The organism is Brachybacterium rhamnosum, assembly GCF_039526185.1.
Taxonomy (GTDB): domain Bacteria; phylum Actinomycetota; class Actinomycetes; order Actinomycetales; family Dermabacteraceae; genus Brachybacterium; species Brachybacterium rhamnosum.
Genome location: NZ_BAAAIS010000002.1, coordinates 393684 through 408982 on the forward strand (window position 1 = coordinate 393684; position 15299 = coordinate 408982).

13 protein-coding genes are annotated in these 15299 nt (G+C 73.8%); 3 read left to right on the forward strand and 10 right to left on the reverse strand.

The annotated features are described in order from the left end of the window. Positions 1–5: 5 nt before the first annotated feature. From ABD080_RS03730 to ABD080_RS03740, 3 genes are all read right to left on the reverse strand, one after another. Complete coding sequence (locus tag ABD080_RS03730; RefSeq protein WP_137769208.1) at positions 6–983, reverse strand: glutamate ABC transporter substrate-binding protein; 978 nt, start codon at positions 981–983, stop codon at positions 6–8. A 33-nt stretch (positions 984–1016) separates the two neighbouring features. Further along, positions 1017–1811 carry an amino acid ABC transporter ATP-binding protein gene (locus tag ABD080_RS03735; protein ID WP_137769209.1) on the reverse strand — a complete coding sequence of 265 codons (795 nt, stop codon included), beginning with the start codon at positions 1809–1811 and terminating at the stop codon, positions 1017–1019. A gap of 403 nt (positions 1812–2214) precedes the next feature. Next, on the reverse strand, positions 2215–3015 hold the full coding sequence (locus ABD080_RS03740; RefSeq protein WP_137769210.1) for a hydroxymethylpyrimidine/phosphomethylpyrimidine kinase: 801 nt from the start codon (positions 3013–3015) through the stop codon (positions 2215–2217). 239 nt (positions 3016–3254) lie between these two features. Between ABD080_RS03740 and ABD080_RS03745 the strand changes: the two genes are divergently transcribed. Further along, positions 3255–3803, forward strand: coding sequence for a GtrA family protein (locus ABD080_RS03745; protein ID WP_343903687.1), 549 nt, complete (start codon positions 3255–3257; stop codon positions 3801–3803). Between the two features lie 36 nt (positions 3804–3839). After that, positions 3840–5081, forward strand: coding sequence for an aminotransferase class I/II-fold pyridoxal phosphate-dependent enzyme (locus ABD080_RS03750; RefSeq protein WP_343903688.1), 1242 nt, complete (start codon positions 3840–3842; stop codon positions 5079–5081). An 80-nt stretch (positions 5082–5161) separates the two neighbouring features. Here the strand turns inward: ABD080_RS03750 and ABD080_RS03755 are convergent, their stop codons facing one another. The 5 genes from ABD080_RS03755 to ABD080_RS03775 all read right to left on the reverse strand — a co-directional run bounded on the left by ABD080_RS03755 (position 5162) and on the right by ABD080_RS03775 (position 11926). Next, positions 5162–6193, reverse strand: coding sequence for a proline-rich domain-containing protein (locus ABD080_RS03755; RefSeq protein ID WP_343903690.1), 1032 nt, complete (start codon positions 6191–6193; stop codon positions 5162–5164). Between the two features lie 198 nt (positions 6194–6391). Then, positions 6392–8545: a 3-hydroxyacyl-CoA dehydrogenase NAD-binding domain-containing protein gene (locus ABD080_RS03760; protein WP_343903691.1), complete on the reverse strand. Its 2154-nt coding sequence runs from the start codon at positions 8543–8545 to the stop codon at positions 6392–6394. A gap of 133 nt (positions 8546–8678) precedes the next feature. Then, positions 8679–9404 carry a hypothetical protein gene (locus ABD080_RS03765; RefSeq protein WP_137769215.1) on the reverse strand — a complete coding sequence of 242 codons (726 nt, stop codon included), beginning with the start codon at positions 9402–9404 and terminating at the stop codon, positions 8679–8681. Between the two features lie 95 nt (positions 9405–9499). Further along, positions 9500–10327: a hypothetical protein gene (locus ABD080_RS03770; RefSeq protein WP_343903692.1), complete on the reverse strand. Its 828-nt coding sequence runs from the start codon at positions 10325–10327 to the stop codon at positions 9500–9502. Between the two features lie 171 nt (positions 10328–10498). Then, positions 10499–11926, reverse strand: coding sequence for a hypothetical protein (locus ABD080_RS03775; RefSeq protein ID WP_343903693.1), 1428 nt, complete (start codon positions 11924–11926; stop codon positions 10499–10501). A 411-nt stretch (positions 11927–12337) separates the two neighbouring features. Between ABD080_RS03775 and ABD080_RS03780 the strand changes: the two genes are divergently transcribed. Next, positions 12338–13081, forward strand: coding sequence for a GNAT family N-acetyltransferase (locus ABD080_RS03780; protein ID WP_168198135.1), 744 nt, complete (start codon positions 12338–12340; stop codon positions 13079–13081). A gap of 25 nt (positions 13082–13106) precedes the next feature. Here ABD080_RS03780 and ABD080_RS03785 read toward each other — a convergent pair whose 3' ends face one another. Further along, on the reverse strand, positions 13107–14399 hold the full coding sequence (locus tag ABD080_RS03785) for a glycoside hydrolase family 32 protein (protein ID WP_343903694.1): 1293 nt from the start codon (positions 14397–14399) through the stop codon (positions 13107–13109). 50 nt (positions 14400–14449) lie between these two features. Then, positions 14450–15271: a carbohydrate ABC transporter permease gene (locus tag ABD080_RS03790; RefSeq protein ID WP_343903695.1), complete on the reverse strand. Its 822-nt coding sequence runs from the start codon at positions 15269–15271 to the stop codon at positions 14450–14452. Positions 15272–15299: the final 28 nt, after the last annotated feature.

Below are 15299 nucleotides of genomic sequence, written 5' to 3' on the forward strand. Positions count from 1 at the left end.
TCGCCTCAGGCGGGGAGGTCGCCGACGGTGGGCGGCTCGGGGGCGTCGCCCTCGATGACCTGGCCGATGGTCGCCTCGTAGAGCTTCTTCCAGGTGCCGTCGGACTCGATCGCCTCGAGGAAGGCGTTGACGAGCTCGAGGGCGTCCGCGTGCTCCTTGTTCAGCCCGATCCCGTAGGGGTCCTCGGTGAAGGGCTCCCCCACCACGGTGACGTCCGGGTCGGCCTTCGAGTTCCCCAGCAGCACGCCCTGGTCCAGCACGTACGCGTCCACGCGCTTCTGCTTGAGCGCGGCGACGCAGGACTCGTTGTCCGCGAGGGTCTCGACGTCGCCCGGGTCCGTCACGTTGTCCTCGATCGCCTGGATGCCGGTCGAGTTGGACTGGGTGACGAGCTTCTTGCCGGTGAGGTCCGCGGGGCCGGTGATCGAATCCTTGTCCTCGGTGCGCACCTGGATGGAGGTGCCGGAGAGGTAGTAGGGGCCGGCGAAGTCGATCTTCTCGAGGCGCTCGGCGGTGATCGAGTACGTCGCGATGACGCAGTCCACGGTGTCGTTCTGGACCATCGTCTCGCGGGTCTCGACGGTCGTGTCGATGTACTCGACCTTCTCCTCACCGCCCTCGCCGAGGATGTAGCGCGCGAGCAGCTGGGTGATGCCGGCGTCGAAGCCGGTGACCTTGTCGGTCGCCGGGTCGATGATCGAGAAGACCTGGTTGGCGGTGGTGCCGCCGCGCACGAGCTTGCCCTTCTCCTTGATCGCGGTCGCCCAGGCGCTGCCGGAGATCGCGGAGTCCTCCGCGACGGGGCCGCCGGCGATGACGGCGTCGTACTCGCCGCTCGCCGCGCCGCCGTCGCTCGCCCCGGAGCCTCCCAGGGACGGGGCGTCGGTCGAGTCGGAGGAGCAGGCGGCGAGGGCGGCGACCGCGGGCACGGCGGCCGCGGCGGCGAGCAGGGAACGGCGGCCGGGACGGATCTTGCGGGTCATGAGGGGCTCCTGGGGTCGAGGGATCGGGTGGGGTCAGTGCGGGAGGATCGTGGAGAGGAAGTCCCGGGCCCGCTGCGTGCGCGGGGCGGTGAAGAACTGCTCGGGCTCGCCCTCCTCGACGATCTCGCCGCGGTCCATGAACACCACGCGGTCGCACACGTGGCGGGCGAAGCCCATCTCGTGCGTGACCACGAGCATCGTCATGCCGCGCTCGGCGAGGGAGCCCATGACGTCGAGGACCTCGTTGATCACCTCGGGGTCCAGGGCCGACGTCGGCTCGTCGAAGAGCAGCGCCTTGGGGTCCATGGCGAGCGCCCGGGCGATCGCGACTCGCTGCTGCTGCCCGCCGGAGAGCTCCGCGGGGAGGCTGTGCGCCTTGTCCGCGAGGCCCACCCGCTCGAGCAGCTCGCGCGCCCGCTGCTCGGCCTCCGCCTTCGAGGCGCCGCGCACCTTGCGCGGGCCGAGCGTGATGTTGTCGATCGCGCGCAGGTGCGGGAAGAGGTTGAAGGACTGGAACACCATGCCGACGTCGGAGCGGAGCCGGGTGAGCTCGCGACCCTCCTCCGGCAGCAGCTCGTCGTCGATGCGGATCTCGCCCGAGGTGATCGTCTCCAGGCGGTTGATGCAGCGGCACAGGGTCGACTTGCCCGAGCCCGAGGCGCCGATCACCGCGACGACCTCGCCGCGGCGCACGTCGAGGTCCACGTCGTTCAGCGCGACGAAGTCCCCGAAGTGCTTGCTCACGCCGCGCACGGAGATCAGCGGCGGCGCAGGGTCCGGGCCCGCGCCCTGGGCGGCGGGATCGGCGTCGGGGAGGCTGTGATCCATGTCCCGATCCTGGGCAGTTCGAGGGCGCTTGTCCACTTGTGTGGCCGGATGGCCGGGATCCGGGATGCTTCCGTGACCTCGGAGGGCCGGCGCGGGGAGGCGGCGGGGCGGGCAGGGGCGGGCAGGGGCGGGCAGAGGGGTACGGGACCTCTTCGTACGGGTCACCCCCGAAAACGAGGGGACCCGTACGAGGACGTCCCGCGGCCCCGACGGCGGGGTGGGCGGGAGCGCGGGGAAGGCCGGGCTGGGCCGCGGGCGGGCATGACGGGTTCCCGACATGACGACGGGACGTCTTCGCGCAGATGTCCCCGAAATCGAGGGAACCTGCGCGAAGACGTCCCGTGGCCGGTCGCCGGGCCGGCGGGCCGGTTCGGGCCGGCGGGCCGCGCCGGGCCGTGGCGGGTCAGGCCCGGTAGGCGCCCTGGTAGACGGCCTCGAAGGGGGCGTGGCCGCCCTGGCGGTTCTCGATCGAGCTCGTGACCACGGCCTTCGCGGTGCGCGCGGCCTCGAGCTCGCTGGCGCCCTTGGCGAGCTCCGCGGTGACGGCGGCGGCGAGGGTGCAGCCGGCGCCGGAGACCCGCTCCTCGCCGATCTTGGGGCTGGACAGCTGGACGATCTGCTCGCCGTCGTAGAACACGTCCACCGCGTCGACGCCGGGGAGGACCACGCCGCCCTTGGCGAGGACGGTGACGTCGTACGTGTCGTGGATGCGCTTCGCGGCCTCGGTGAGGTCCTCGACGGTCTCGATCGACTCCATGCCGGAGAGGGAGAGCGTCTCGAAGTGGTTCGGGGTGACGAACGTGGCGAGCGGCAGGATCTTCTCCTTGAGCGCGTTGTCCGTGTCCAGCGCGGCGCCGGGCTCCTGACCCTTGCAGATGAGCACCGGGTCCAGGACGACGTTCGTGAAGTCGCGCTCCGCGAGGGAGGCGGCGACCGCGTCGATCGTGGCGGGCGTGCCGAGCATGCCGATCTTCACCGTGTCGATGTCGTGCACCGCGGTGGTCGCCTCGATCTGGTCGCGGATGACCTGCGGCTCGACGGGGACGAAGCGGTGGCCCCAGTCGTTCTTCGGGTCGAAGGAGACGATGCAGGTGAGCGCCGCGGTGCCGAAGGTGCCGAGCTGGTGGAACGTCTTGAGGTCCGTCTGCGCGCCGGCGCCTCCGGTGGCCTCGGATCCGGCGATGGCGAGGGCGACGTGGGTCATGGTGGCCTTCCGTGAAGAGGTGGTCCCCGGCCTCCGGGGCCCGTGGCGGGCCCCTGGTCCGGGTGTCCGCGCGCTCCCAGGGAGCCGCGTCCCCGCCGGGCGCGCGGTCATGACCGGCGCCGGCAGGACGGGGTCCCGTCGCTGCGGATCTGCCGCGCGCTCCCAGGGACGTCCGTTCCGGTCCCGTCGCAGCGGCAGGACTCCCAGGGTAGCGCGCGCCCTCCGGTACAGTGCCGTGCGTGTCGAAGCCCGGGACCCGCCAGAGCGCGCCGGCCGGGAACAGCCAGAGCGCTCCGGCCGCGGCCCCGTCGGCCCTGCCCGCCTCCCGCTCCGCACGGCTCGGGGCGTTCCTGCTCTCGCACCTGCGGCCGTCCCTCGCCTTCCTCACCGTGGGCGGGATCGTCTTCCTGCTCGACGCCGCGATGTACAACCTGCTCGTGTTCTGGACGCCCGGCGGCGGCTGGGGCGAGGGCGTCCTGCACGCGCACCCGATCCCCGCGAAGATCCTCACGATCGCCGTCGCCTCGTGCTTCACCTACGTCGGCAACCGGCTGTGGACCTTCGGCGACCGGCCGGCGCCGCACACGACCCGCTCGATCCTCGCCTTCGTGATCGTCAACGTGATCGCCGCGGGCCTGCAGCTCGCGTGCCTCGGCTTCTCCCGCTACGTGCTGGGCCTCGACTCCCCGCTCGCGGACAACATCTCCGGCACGCTCATCGGCCAGGTCGTCTCGACGTCGTTCCGCTACGTCACCTACGGCCGGTTCGTCTTCCCCCGCGAGCGCTGAGGCCCGCCGCGCGACGGCTCTGCGACACTGCCGGGCATGGACGTGAACGGACCCTGGACCCGGGCCTCGCAGGCCGCCGGACTGCTCGTGGACGGGCAGGCCCGCCCCACCGTCTTCGCGCGGATGTCCGCGCTCGCCGCCCGCACGGGCGCCGCGAACCTGGGTCAGGGCTTCCCTGAGACGGACCCGCCCGAGGTCGTCGCGGAGGCAGCGGTCGCCGCGATCCGGGCCGGCCGCAACCAGTACCCGCCGGGGGCGGGCGAGGCGGTGCTGCGGGAGGCCGTCGCCGAGCACCAGCAGCGCTTCCACGGCCTCGTCTGGGATCCCGCGAGCGAGGTGCTCGTGACGACGGGGGCCACCGAGGCGCTCGCCGCGACCCTGCTCGCGCTGGTCCGGCCCGGCGACGAGGTCGTGACGCTCGAGCCGTTCTACGACCAGTACGCGGCGGTGATCGCGCTCGCGGGCGGCGTGCACCGCACGATCCCCGTCTCCTCCCGCACGGACGAGCGCGGGGACCTCGTGCTCGAGGTCGAGGAGGCCGCGGTCGCCGCCGCGTTCTCCGCGCGCACACGGCTCGTGCTCGTGAACACCCCGCACAACCCGACGGGGCTCATGCTCCCCTCCCCCGTGCTGCAGCGGCTCGTGGACGAGGCCGCGGCGGTCGACGCCGTGCTCGTGACCGACGAGGTCTACGAGCACCTCACCTACGACGGCGCCGTGCACACCCCGCTCGCCGCGCTGCCCGGCGCGCAGGACCGCACCGTCTCGATCTCCTCCGCCGGCAAGACCTTCTCGGTGACCGGGTGGAAGATCGGCTGGGTGACGGCGCGGCCGGAGCTGCTCACCGCGATCACCGGCGTGAAGCAGTGGCTCACGTACACCTCCGGGGCACCCTTCCAGGGGGCGGTCGCGGAGGGACTGCGCCTGCCCGACGAGGCCTTCACCGCGATCGCGGAGGACCTCCGTGCGCGCCGTGACCTGCTCGTGGGAGGCCTGCGCGAGATCGGCTTCCGCGTCGCCGTCCCGGCCTCGGGCTACTTCGTCGTCGCCGACGCCGCCCCGCTCGGCGAGGCCGACGCCGCGGCCCTCGCGGAGCGGCTCCCGGCGGAGGCCGGGGTGGTGGGGATCCCGCTCAGCGCCTTCTACCGTGAGGGCGCAGCGGCGCAGGCGCCCGGTGGGGACGCCCGCGCGTACCTGCGGCTCGCCTTCTGCAAGGACGTGCCGACGATCGAGCAGGCCCTCGAGCGGCTCGACGCCTGGGCGGCCCCGCGCCGCTGAGCTCGGGCGCCGGACGCACGACGGCCCGCCGTCCCCGAGGGGAGGGCGGGCCGCCGCGCTCGGCGAGATCCGAGGCGGGCTCAGCCGAGCTTGACGTACACCGGGTCGGCGGAGAAGTCCGCGAAGGACATCACCGCGACCATGCCGGAGCCGGCCTTGTCCTTCGGCACCTCGAAGACCTGGTCGAAGGTCCCGGAGTCGCCGTCCTTGAGCTCCTGGATGTACCCGTCGGAGTTCGGGCCCAGCGCGCTGGACGAAGGCAGCTCGTTGCCGTCGGAGTCCACGAAGGTCGGGTACATGGCGAGGCCGCCGATGATCGAGGAGTCACCGTGGTAGGTGACGGTCACCGGGACGGTCACGTAGACGCTGCCCTCGGCGGGCTTCTCGTTGCCGGAGTACGAGTCGAGCACCGCCTGGGTGTTGTCCCAGTTCACCTCGCCGAAGGAGATGTCCACGGTGCCGCCGGCGCCGTCGTCGAGGGTGAAGGTCTCGCCGATCGCGTAGGGCTGGTCCTTGGTGCCCTTGCCATCGCCGGCGGCCTGGGTGGTCGGCTCCTCGGTGGTGGTCTCCTCCGTGGTGGGATCGGTGGTCTCGGGCTCGGTGGTCGGGTCCGTGGTCTCCGGCTCGGAGGTGGTGGTGCTGGGCGGATCCGTCGGATCGTCGCCGCCGCTGTTCGAGAACAGGAAGATCCCGCCGCCCACGAGGACGAGGAGCAGCGCGAGCACGGCGCAGCCGATGCACACGAACAGCGCGATCTTCCCGCCGTTGCCCTTCTTGGGCGGCTCGCCGCCCTGGGGCGCTCCGCCGAAGGCCGGGGAGAAGGAGGGGTTCTGCGGGTCGCCGAAGCCGGGCGCGGGGGTGCCCTGCCCGAAGGAGGGCTGACCGGCCCCGTTCGCCGACGGCTGGCCGTAGCCGTTCGCGGACGGCTGCCCGTACCCGCCCGCCTGGCCGTACTGGCCGGCGGCGTCGTACTGGCCGGGCTGCTGGGCGAAGTCCCCCTGACCGGCGGCCGGATCCTGCTGCCAGCTGCCCTGCTGGCCTGCGGGGTCCTGCCCGCCGAGGCCGTCGTCCGACGGCGGCTGCCCCCAAGGGTTCTGCGGTGGCTGCGACATGCTCCTGCCGACGCCGATGCCACGGCGCCGCCCCCTTCCTCGTGTCATGCCTGGACGTCGGGCCGCGGCCCGATCGCCACATCGTAAGGGGCGGGAGACCTCCCTCACCCCGTCAGGCCGCGCCCGCACGGTCACGACATGACAACGGCCGCCGGGGCCCGCGGGCCCCGGCGGCCGTGCCGCTCCTGCTCCGGGGACTCAGGAGCGGGCGAAGCGGTCCCCGTGGAAGCGGCGGCCGGCGGCGCGCTCGGAGGCGCCCACCTGGTCGAGGTACGGCGTGATGCCGCCGCGATGGCGCGGGAAGCCCGCGCCGAGGATCATCCCGAGGTCGATCTGGTCGGGGCTCTCGACGACGTGCTCGTCGAGCATGAGGCCGATCTCCTCGGCGAGGCCGTCCTGGACCACCTCGAGCAGGGCATCGCCCACGGGCGCGCTGCCGCTCGCCCCGCCGGCGCCGAAGACCTCGCCCACGGCCGCGGAGACCGGTGCGTGCACAGCGCCCTTGACCCGGTCGGTGAAGCGGCCGCCGCGCTCGGCCATCTCGTGCAGGCCCGGGGAGGCGTGGAACCGCTCGCCGAGCTCGCCGCGCAGCACCTCCCCCACGTGGTCGGCGACCTTGAGGCCCACGAGGTCGAGCAGGGTGAAGGGCCGCATGGGCAGGCCCAGCGGGTCCAGGGAGGCGTCGACCTCGGCGGGATCGGCGCCTGCGTCGAGGGAGGCGAGCACGGCGCCGAGCACGCGGAACAGGAGCCGGTTGACGATGAACCCGGGGGCGTCGGCGCTGCGCACGCCGAACTTCCGCAGGCGGCGCACCACCTCGAGACCGGTGGCGAGGGTCGCGTCGTCCGTCTGCTCGGTGTGGATCACCTCGACGAGCGGCATCTTCGCGACCGGGTTGAAGAAGTGCAGGCCGACCACGCGCTCGGGGTGCGCGAGGCCCTCCGCCATGGCGGCGACGGAGAGGGAGGAGGTGTTGGAGACGAGCAGCGCCTCCGGGGAGAGCACGCCCTCGAGCTCCTGGAACACGGAGCGCTTGATCGCGAGCACCTCGGGGACGGCCTCGAGGACGAGGTCGCAGCCGGCGAGGTCGGCGACGTCGGTCGTGACGGAGAGCCCGGCGGCGACGGCGCTCGCGGCGCTCTCGTCGAGCAGGCCGCGGGAGGCGGCCTCGGCGACGACCTCGCGGGCGTGCGCGAGGCCCTTCTCCGCGATGGCGGCGTCGAGGTCGCGCATGATGACGGGGACCTGCAGGCCCAGGGCGAGCTGCGCGGCGATCTGGGAGGCCATGAGGCCGGCGCCGGCGACACCCACGGAGCGGATCTCGCGCGCGCCCTCGACGGGCCGGCGGCCGGGCTTGCCGTGGCGCAGGAGCTCCGCGGCGTGGATCGCCCCGGCGGCGGCGGGGGTCGCGGCGAGCTCCGTGAGGGCGGTCGCCTCGCGGGCTAGGGCGTCCTCGAGGGTCGAGCCGGGCAGCTGCTGGAGCAGGTCGAGGGCGCGGGAGACGGACGGCGCGCCCTGCGCCTCGAGGCGTGCGGCCCACTGACGGCGGGTCTCCGCGGAGGTGTGCGGGGCGTCGAGGGCGTCGGCGAGCTCCTCCGCCTCGGGGCTGCCGGCGGCGGGCAGCGGGGAGATGCGGCCGGCCCAGGCCGTCGTGCTCCCGGCGCCGTCCTCGGCCTCCTCGTCGTCATGGGCGGCGACGATCGCGGCGAAGGCGTCGAGCGCGGCGGGGAGGTCCTCGGCGAGCTCGTCGACGAGCCCGATCTCGAGGGCCTGCGCGGCGGAGAGCTGCTTGTCGCGGGCGGGGTCCTCGAGCACCATCCGCACGGCGGTCTCGGGGCCGACGACGCTCTGGAGGAGGGTGGTGCCGCCCCAGCCGGGGAGGATGCCGAGGCCGGTCTCCGGGAGGCCGATGCCGCGGGCGCCGGGGACGGCGGTGCGGACGTCGGCCATGAGGGCGACCTCGAGGCCGCCGCCGAGGGCGGCGCCGTTGAGGTGGGCGAGCACGGGGACGGGGCTCGTGCGCACGCGGACCTGGAGGGCGTGCGCGCGCTCGGTCATGGCGGGGACGCTGCCGGCGGCCTGCGCGTCGGCGAACATCGAGAGGTCGGCGCCGGCGAGGAAGACGCGGCCGGTGCCGGTGAGGGCGATCGCGCCGATCTCTCCGGCCTCCGCGCGGTCGAGCGCCGTGTCGATCGCGCCGGTCACGGCCTCGATGGACTGCGGGCCGAGGGTCGCGGGGCGACGCTCCTCGCCCTCCGGCGGGGCGAGCGTGAGGACGGCGACGGTGCCGAGGGCGGGGTGGTCGAGGTCCTCCGTCAGGACGCGGGTGACGTGCTCGGTGTAGCTGCTCATCAGGGGGTGCCTTTCGCGGACTCGTCGTCGAGGTCGTGCGCCACGGATGTGTAGTACCGCGGGTTTCACATAGATCATGCCGCGCGGCCGGGCCGCTTGTCCACCGCGGCCGCGGCTCAGCCCCTCCGTGACCTCAGGGCAGCTCCCAGGAGAAGTCCCCCTCGCCGCTCGACGCATCGATGATCACGCCGTCCTCCTCGCCCGCCGGGACGACGAACACGGCCGTGAAGGCGACCGTCCCGCCGTCCTCGAGCGGCGGCAGCTCGCCGAGCGAGCCCTGGACCACCCCGGGGGACATGTCGTCCACGTAGACGAGATCGGTCTCGGCGCCCAGCCAGAGCTCGTCGGTGAGCACGAGGCTGCCGGGACCCTCGTAGGCCACCGTCCCCTCGACGCTCACGAGCGTGAAGCCGGTGCGCGGCAGGTCCTCGTGGCCGGGGATCGTGCCGCCGACCTCCGCGCTGTCGATGCCCACGCTCATGGTGCCGCCGTCCCAGGTGCCCCAGGCGACCGTGTGCTCGCCGACGGTTCCGGGGTGGTCGTAGCCGCCCGTGCCGTCGTCGACCACGGTGCCCGAGGAGTCGGTGACGACCCCGCCCACCTCGTCGCTCCCGGAGTACGTGTCCAGGGCGAGGTCGTCGCCCTGGCTCAGCCGCAGCGCGACGAGCACGGTGCCGGCGACGATGCCGAGGGCGAGCAGCAGCCCCACGACGACGGTCGCGGTGATCACCGGGAGCACCCATCCGGGCCGGCCGCCGCGGGGCGCCGAGGGCGGGGCGACGGCTCCGGGGGCCGACGGCACGGCAGGCGCGAGGGGCGGGGCGCTCTCATGGGGGGCGCGGGAGGACGGCAGGCTCATGATCCGGATGCTAGGGGTGCGCACACCCGTCCACAAGTCACGGTTCGGTCACCGTGCGCGCAGGTCAGATGGGGTTCTGCGAGGGGCGGGCCGGATCAGCCCAGCGCATAGTGCAGCGGCTCCCCGTCGTAGGGCTGGAGCACGATCCGTGCGCCGTCCATCTGGGTGGAGACGAGCACGAAGGCGCAGCGGGCGCTCGCGTGCTGGCCGTCCCGGATCGCGCCGACGGTGTCGATCGCGTCCGGCGCCATGCCGGGCAGGACGTCCGTCGCGTAGCCGAGGTCGGTCTGCGCGGAGAACCACATCTCGGAGAGCGGCTGGAACTGCCCGGGCCCCTCGTAGGAGATCTCGAGGGTGACGAGCACGAGCTGGTGGCCGTCCTCGACGACATCGGTGCCCGGTGCGTGCGGAAGCTCGGCGTCCGGGTCCACCTCGGCGGCCCGGACGTGCACGGTGCCGCCGTCCCAGGTGGGCCAGCTCAGGGTGTCCTCGCCGACGGTCGCGGGATCGGAGAAGCTGCCGTCGGGGGCGGCGCCGCCGCCCGCCCGGTCGACGCTGCCGGGACGCAGCGACGGGTCGCCGGTCGCGGGCGTCGAGCGCGGGCCGGGATCCGTGGGTGTCGTGGCCGTGGTGGGCGCCGTGCGGAGGCGCTCGGCGGTGTCGAGCGCGCCGGCGACGATCACGAGGCCGGCGAGCAGCCCGATCACCAGAAGGGCGACGACGCTGACGATCGCCCAGGGCGGGAAGGGCCGGTCCCCCGCCTCCGCCTCGTCGCACTCCAAGCCGGGCGCCGGCGCGGGTGCGGCGTGCACGTCGCGTGCCGCGTAATCGGGCAGCGCGGTCCCGTCCTGCCCTGCGGACTCGTCCGACGGCGACGGGACCCCGAGGGGATCGGCGTCGGTCGGCGCGGGACGCTCGGACATGGCCTCGATCCTAGGCCCGGACGCACGGCCGGCGCCGACTCGTCGTCGGCGCCGGCCGGGGCCGGATCCCGCGGTCCCCCGACCGCGCCCCCTGATCCGTCCCCTTCCGCTCCCGTCCCGCACCCGGTACGGACGGAGCCCGCTCCGCCGGCCCGTGGGCCGACGGCCGTGTCAGTCCTCCGGCAGCGCCGTGAAGACGTAGGTGAGGTCCTCGTTGACCTGCGAGGTGGCGTAGTAGGTGCCGTCCGCGCCGTCGGTCCCGTCGAGGGTGCACACCGCGTGGTGGCCCTCGTCGAGCACGGTGCACTCGCTCGTGATGCCCGCAGGCAGGTCGCCGTCCGCGGCCCGGCCGAGCATCACCGCGTTGATCGAGGCCTCCTCGATGTCCTCCGCGGTGGCCTCCGAGGCGGAGGGCGCGTCGGCCCAGGACAGCGAGATCTCGGCGCCCTTCGCGACCGGGAGCTTCTGCGCCGCGTCCGGGTCCTCGAGGACGAGCAGCGCCCGACCGAAGGGGGTCCGCACGAGGCGCACGGTGGACGTGTCCTTCTCCCCCGTGTCCGGGTTCGTGGACGTGCAGTGGGAGGCGCGGCCGTCGAGCACGGCCTTCCCGGTGCAGACGGCGTCGTAGCCGCCGAAGTACTCACCGCCGGCGATGGACCTCGCGCTGACCGAGGTCACGGCGCGATCCTGGTAGAGGTGCTCGAGGCCGACGCCCCCGCCCTCGTTCCCGACCCGGCTCGTGGAGACGGTGCCCGCCCAGCTCGAGGGGAGCGTGACGCCGGAGCCGCCCACGTCGAGCGCGGTGACCACGTATCCCGGCCCGCCGTCGATCGCGGTCTGCTGGGTGAGGTAGTAGGTGCCGTCGCCGCCGCCGGAGCCGGTGATCGTGCAGGTGCCGTGGGCGCCGCGATCCAGGACGGTGCAGCCCGCGGCGAGGTCCTCCGGCAGGTCGCCGTCGGAGTCGGAGCCCATCATCACGGCGTTGATGACGGTGTGCTCGAGGTCGGAGGCCGTGACCCTCGCGGGCGAGGGGGCGTCGGCGCCCCAGTACCCGATCTGCGCACCCTCGGGCACCGTCGCCCGAGGGGCGTCCTGGTCATCGGCGGCGACGATCAGGGCACGGCCGGCGAAGGGCGTCGCCACGAGGCGGACGGTCGCCCGGAGCTGTTCGCCCGAGTCGTCGTCGGTGAAGGTGCAGCGGGAGGCACGGCCGTCGAGCACGGTCTTCCCGGAGCACACGGCGTCGGAGCCGGCGAAGAACTCCTGGCCGGCGATCGTCGCGGCGCTCATCGAGCTCGCCCCACGGCTCGCGCCGTAGAGGTAGTCCACGGCGACGTAGGAGGAGGAGCTGCCGATCTCGCTCGCGGAGATCGTGCCGTCCCACGAGTCGGGGACGTCCACGACGGGGGCGGCTGCGTCGCCCGTGCCCCCGGCGACGTCCCCCGTCCCGGCGGCGACGTCGGCGGGAGCGGCGGCGGCGCCGACCCCGCCGGCGAGCCCGGCGGCCGTCCCGCCGCCCGCGGCGAGGATGCCGACGGCGGCGAGGGCGAGGATCCTGGTGCGGCGGCCGCCTGCTCTGCGGCTGATGGTGTGATGCATGACTGTTCCCCCTGGATCGGGATCCGTGGCCGACGGCCGGGACCCGCGGTGCGCCCGCCGAGCGGCGGGCGCGAAAGAACTTTACGAAGTCTTGAACATCTTTGCCAGTCTCTTTACAAGATCGTCACATCTCTGACGCGCGTCCATCAGCGCAGGCCACAGGGCATTTCTTCCGACGCCGTCCGCCTCGCACGGTGCTACCGACCCGTCACCGAACAGATCCCCGCCGGTCGAGGAGCCGCAGCACCGAGGCCGTGCTCGACCCCCGAGCGGCTCCCCGCGGGCGATGACCCGGCGCCCCCCGCGGTCAGCGTTCGTCACATACCGTCCCGCGCGCGTGACCGCGTACGCGGGACGGACCTACGGTGAGCTCCTCGCACCACCGCGCAGAGAGGGCGATCCGTGGCCACGATCGAGAACGTCGCGCAGCCGAAGCAGCCGCAGCAGGACCCGTCGCCGAGCGACGCCCCGTACGCCGAGGAGAGTGTGCTGGACCGCCCCGCCTGGTCCGCGCTCACCGGAGCCCATGCGCACCTCGCGATCGGCAACGAGCTCGTCAAGCACTACCCCGCGGACGTATCCCCCTTCGTCGGCGTCCGCGACTGGGAGGACCCGGGCGTCTGGGGCGCGATCCTCGAGGTCTTCGGGCACGACGCCGTCGTCGGCGTCTCCCATGCCGATCCCGTCATCCCCGACGGCTGGACCTGGGAGTACCGCGTGCCCGGCGTGCAGCTCGTCCAGACCGACGCCCTCGCCCCGCGTCCCTTCGCCGAGGCGGAGGAGCTGGGCCTCGCGGACGCCGAGGAGATGATCGCCCTCGTCGAGCGCACCAAGCCCGGCCCCTTCCTCCCCCGCACCGTGGAGATGGGCCGCTACGTGGGCGTGCGCCGCGAGGGCCGCCTCGTCGCCATGGCCGGCGAGCGCCTCCACCCCGACGGCTGGACCGAGATCAGCGCCGTGTGCGTGGACCCCTCCCAGCGCCGCCAGGGCCTCGCCTCCGCGCTCGTGCTCGACGTCGCCCACGCCGTGCAGCAGCGCGGCGACCGGGCGCTGCTCCACGCGAGCGCCGCGAACACCGGCGCGATCGCGGCCTACGAGAAGCTCGGCTTCGCGCTGCGGCGCACGCTCGTCTTCGGCGGCGTGCGCACGCCCTGAGCCCCGCCGCTGCCCCGCTCTCCGCTCAGGGCAGGCGCAGCTCCCAGGCCTGCTCGACCTCGCCGCGGAAGCGCACCGCGTCCCCGCCCTCGGGGTAGAGGCGCACGGTCGACGGGGTGCCGGCCTCGGGCAGCAGCTCGAGGATGCCCGCGTCGAGCAGGAGCGTCGCGGGGCCGCCCGCGTGCGCGAGCAGAGCCTCCTCGGCGCCGCCCGCCCGGTGCAGCGTGACGGTGACGGGGCCGGCCGTGCGGACCTCCGCCCGCAGCGGCGCGGTGACCTCGAGCGTGCCCTCCTGGACGGTCATCTCCTCCCCGCGCAGGGCGGTGAGCTCGGCGGGCGCGGAGGAGACGAGCAGGTCGCCGTCGAGGCCCAGCTCGCGCGGGAAGGTGAGGCAGCCGGCCCATCCCTGGGCGTCGGTCTGCTCCTGCGTGCGGCCGGCGTGCTCCCAGGACCAGCCCCACAGCAGCACCCGCTCGCCGTCGGGGTCGACGACGGCCTGCGGCGCGTAGAAGTCCGGGCCCGCGTCCACGGAGCCGCCGGTGCGGGGCGCGAAGCGGGGCAGGCCGTCCTCGCCCGTGGTCAGCGAGCCCAGCAGGTATGCGGATTCGGTGATGGAGCCGGGGACGCGCTCGGAGCGGTACCAGAGAGAGACGAGCAGGGCCCACTCGTCGCCGAGGCGCACGAGCTGGGGGCACTCCCAGATCTCCGCGGGGACGTGCTCCGCGGCGACGGGGTCGTGCCCGGTGAGCAGGGTGCCGCGGTACTCCCAGTGCTCGAGGTCCGTCGCGTCGTAGAGCAGGATCGCGGGGACCACGGCCTCGCCCTCGCGGATCCCGGCACCCTGGACCGCCCAGCGGCGACCGTCGAGGGTGAGCACGAACGGGTCCCGCACGCCCTCGAGGTCGAGCTCCTCGGGAACGGGGGCGGCGACGACGGAGCGGGTGACGCCCTGCAGCTGCGCGTCGGTGCGGGCGACGACGACCTGGGAGAGGTCGTTGCGCACGCCGTCCACGCCCGAGTAGACGAGGGTGGGCAGCGCCGTGCCGTCCTCCGCGGTGTCCACGAAGCCCACGCCGCTCCAGCAGCCGCCGCGGTCCGCCTCGCCGGGACGGGGCACGGGGCCGTGGGGCTCCTCGCGCCAGCGCACGAGGTCCGGGGAGGACATGTGGCCCCAGAGGATGTCGCGGTGGCGGGGCTCCTCGGGGTGGTGCTGGAAGTAGACGTGCCAGCGCCCGTCGTGGTGGAGGATCCCGTTGGGGTCGTTGAGCCAGCCGCGGGGGTGGACGCGGTGCAGGGCCGGGAAGTGCAGGGCGGTCATGGGGGTCTCGTCTCTCTCGCGGGGCGGATGGGGATCGTCGTGGGCAGAGGTCACTTCGAGGCGCCGGCGGTGAGGCCCTCGCGGAGGTAGCGCTGACCGAAGAGGAACACGACGACCGCGGGGACCATCGACAGCACCACCCCGGCGAGGACCACGGAGATCGACCCCGTGCCCAGGTTGCCCTGGAGCGTGACCAGCCCCAGGGGCAGCGTGTAGTTCTGCTCGGAGATCATGAAGATCAGCGGGCGGAAGAACTCGTTCCAGTGGAAGTTGAAGGCGAGCACCCCCACGATCGCCATGCCCGGCAGGGCCAGCGGCGCGTAGATCGAGGAGAAGGTGCGCCAGGGGCTCGCGCCGTCGATCGCGGCGGCCTCGCCGAGCTCGAGCGGCAGGCCCAGGAAGTACTGGCGCATGAGGAAGGTGCCGAAGGCCGTGGGGATCGCCGGGAGGATCAGCGCGAGCAGCGTGTCGGAGAGACCCATGCCGCGGATCAGCATGAACACGGGGACGATCGTCACCTGCGCGGGCACCATCATCGTGGAGAGCACGGTCGCGAAGAGGGCGTTCTTCCCGCGGAACTCCATGCGGGCGAAGACGTAGCCGGCCATCGCGGCCGTGATCATCTGGCCCACGGCGATGACGCCGGTGACCAGGGCGCTGTTGAGCACGAGCAGCGGCACGCCGATCTGCTCGAAGACGGCGGCGTAGCTCGAGAAATCGGGGCTCAGCGGGAAGAAGCTCGGCGGCAGGGAGAAGGACTCCGCGGCCGGCCGCAGCGAGGTGGTGAAGGTCCACCAGACGGGGCCCAGGGTGAGCACCGCGGCGACGGCGAGCGCGGCGTAGCGGGCGAGGGAGGGGAGCTTGCGGGTCATCGGACGCCTCCGGACGGAGAGGGGTGAG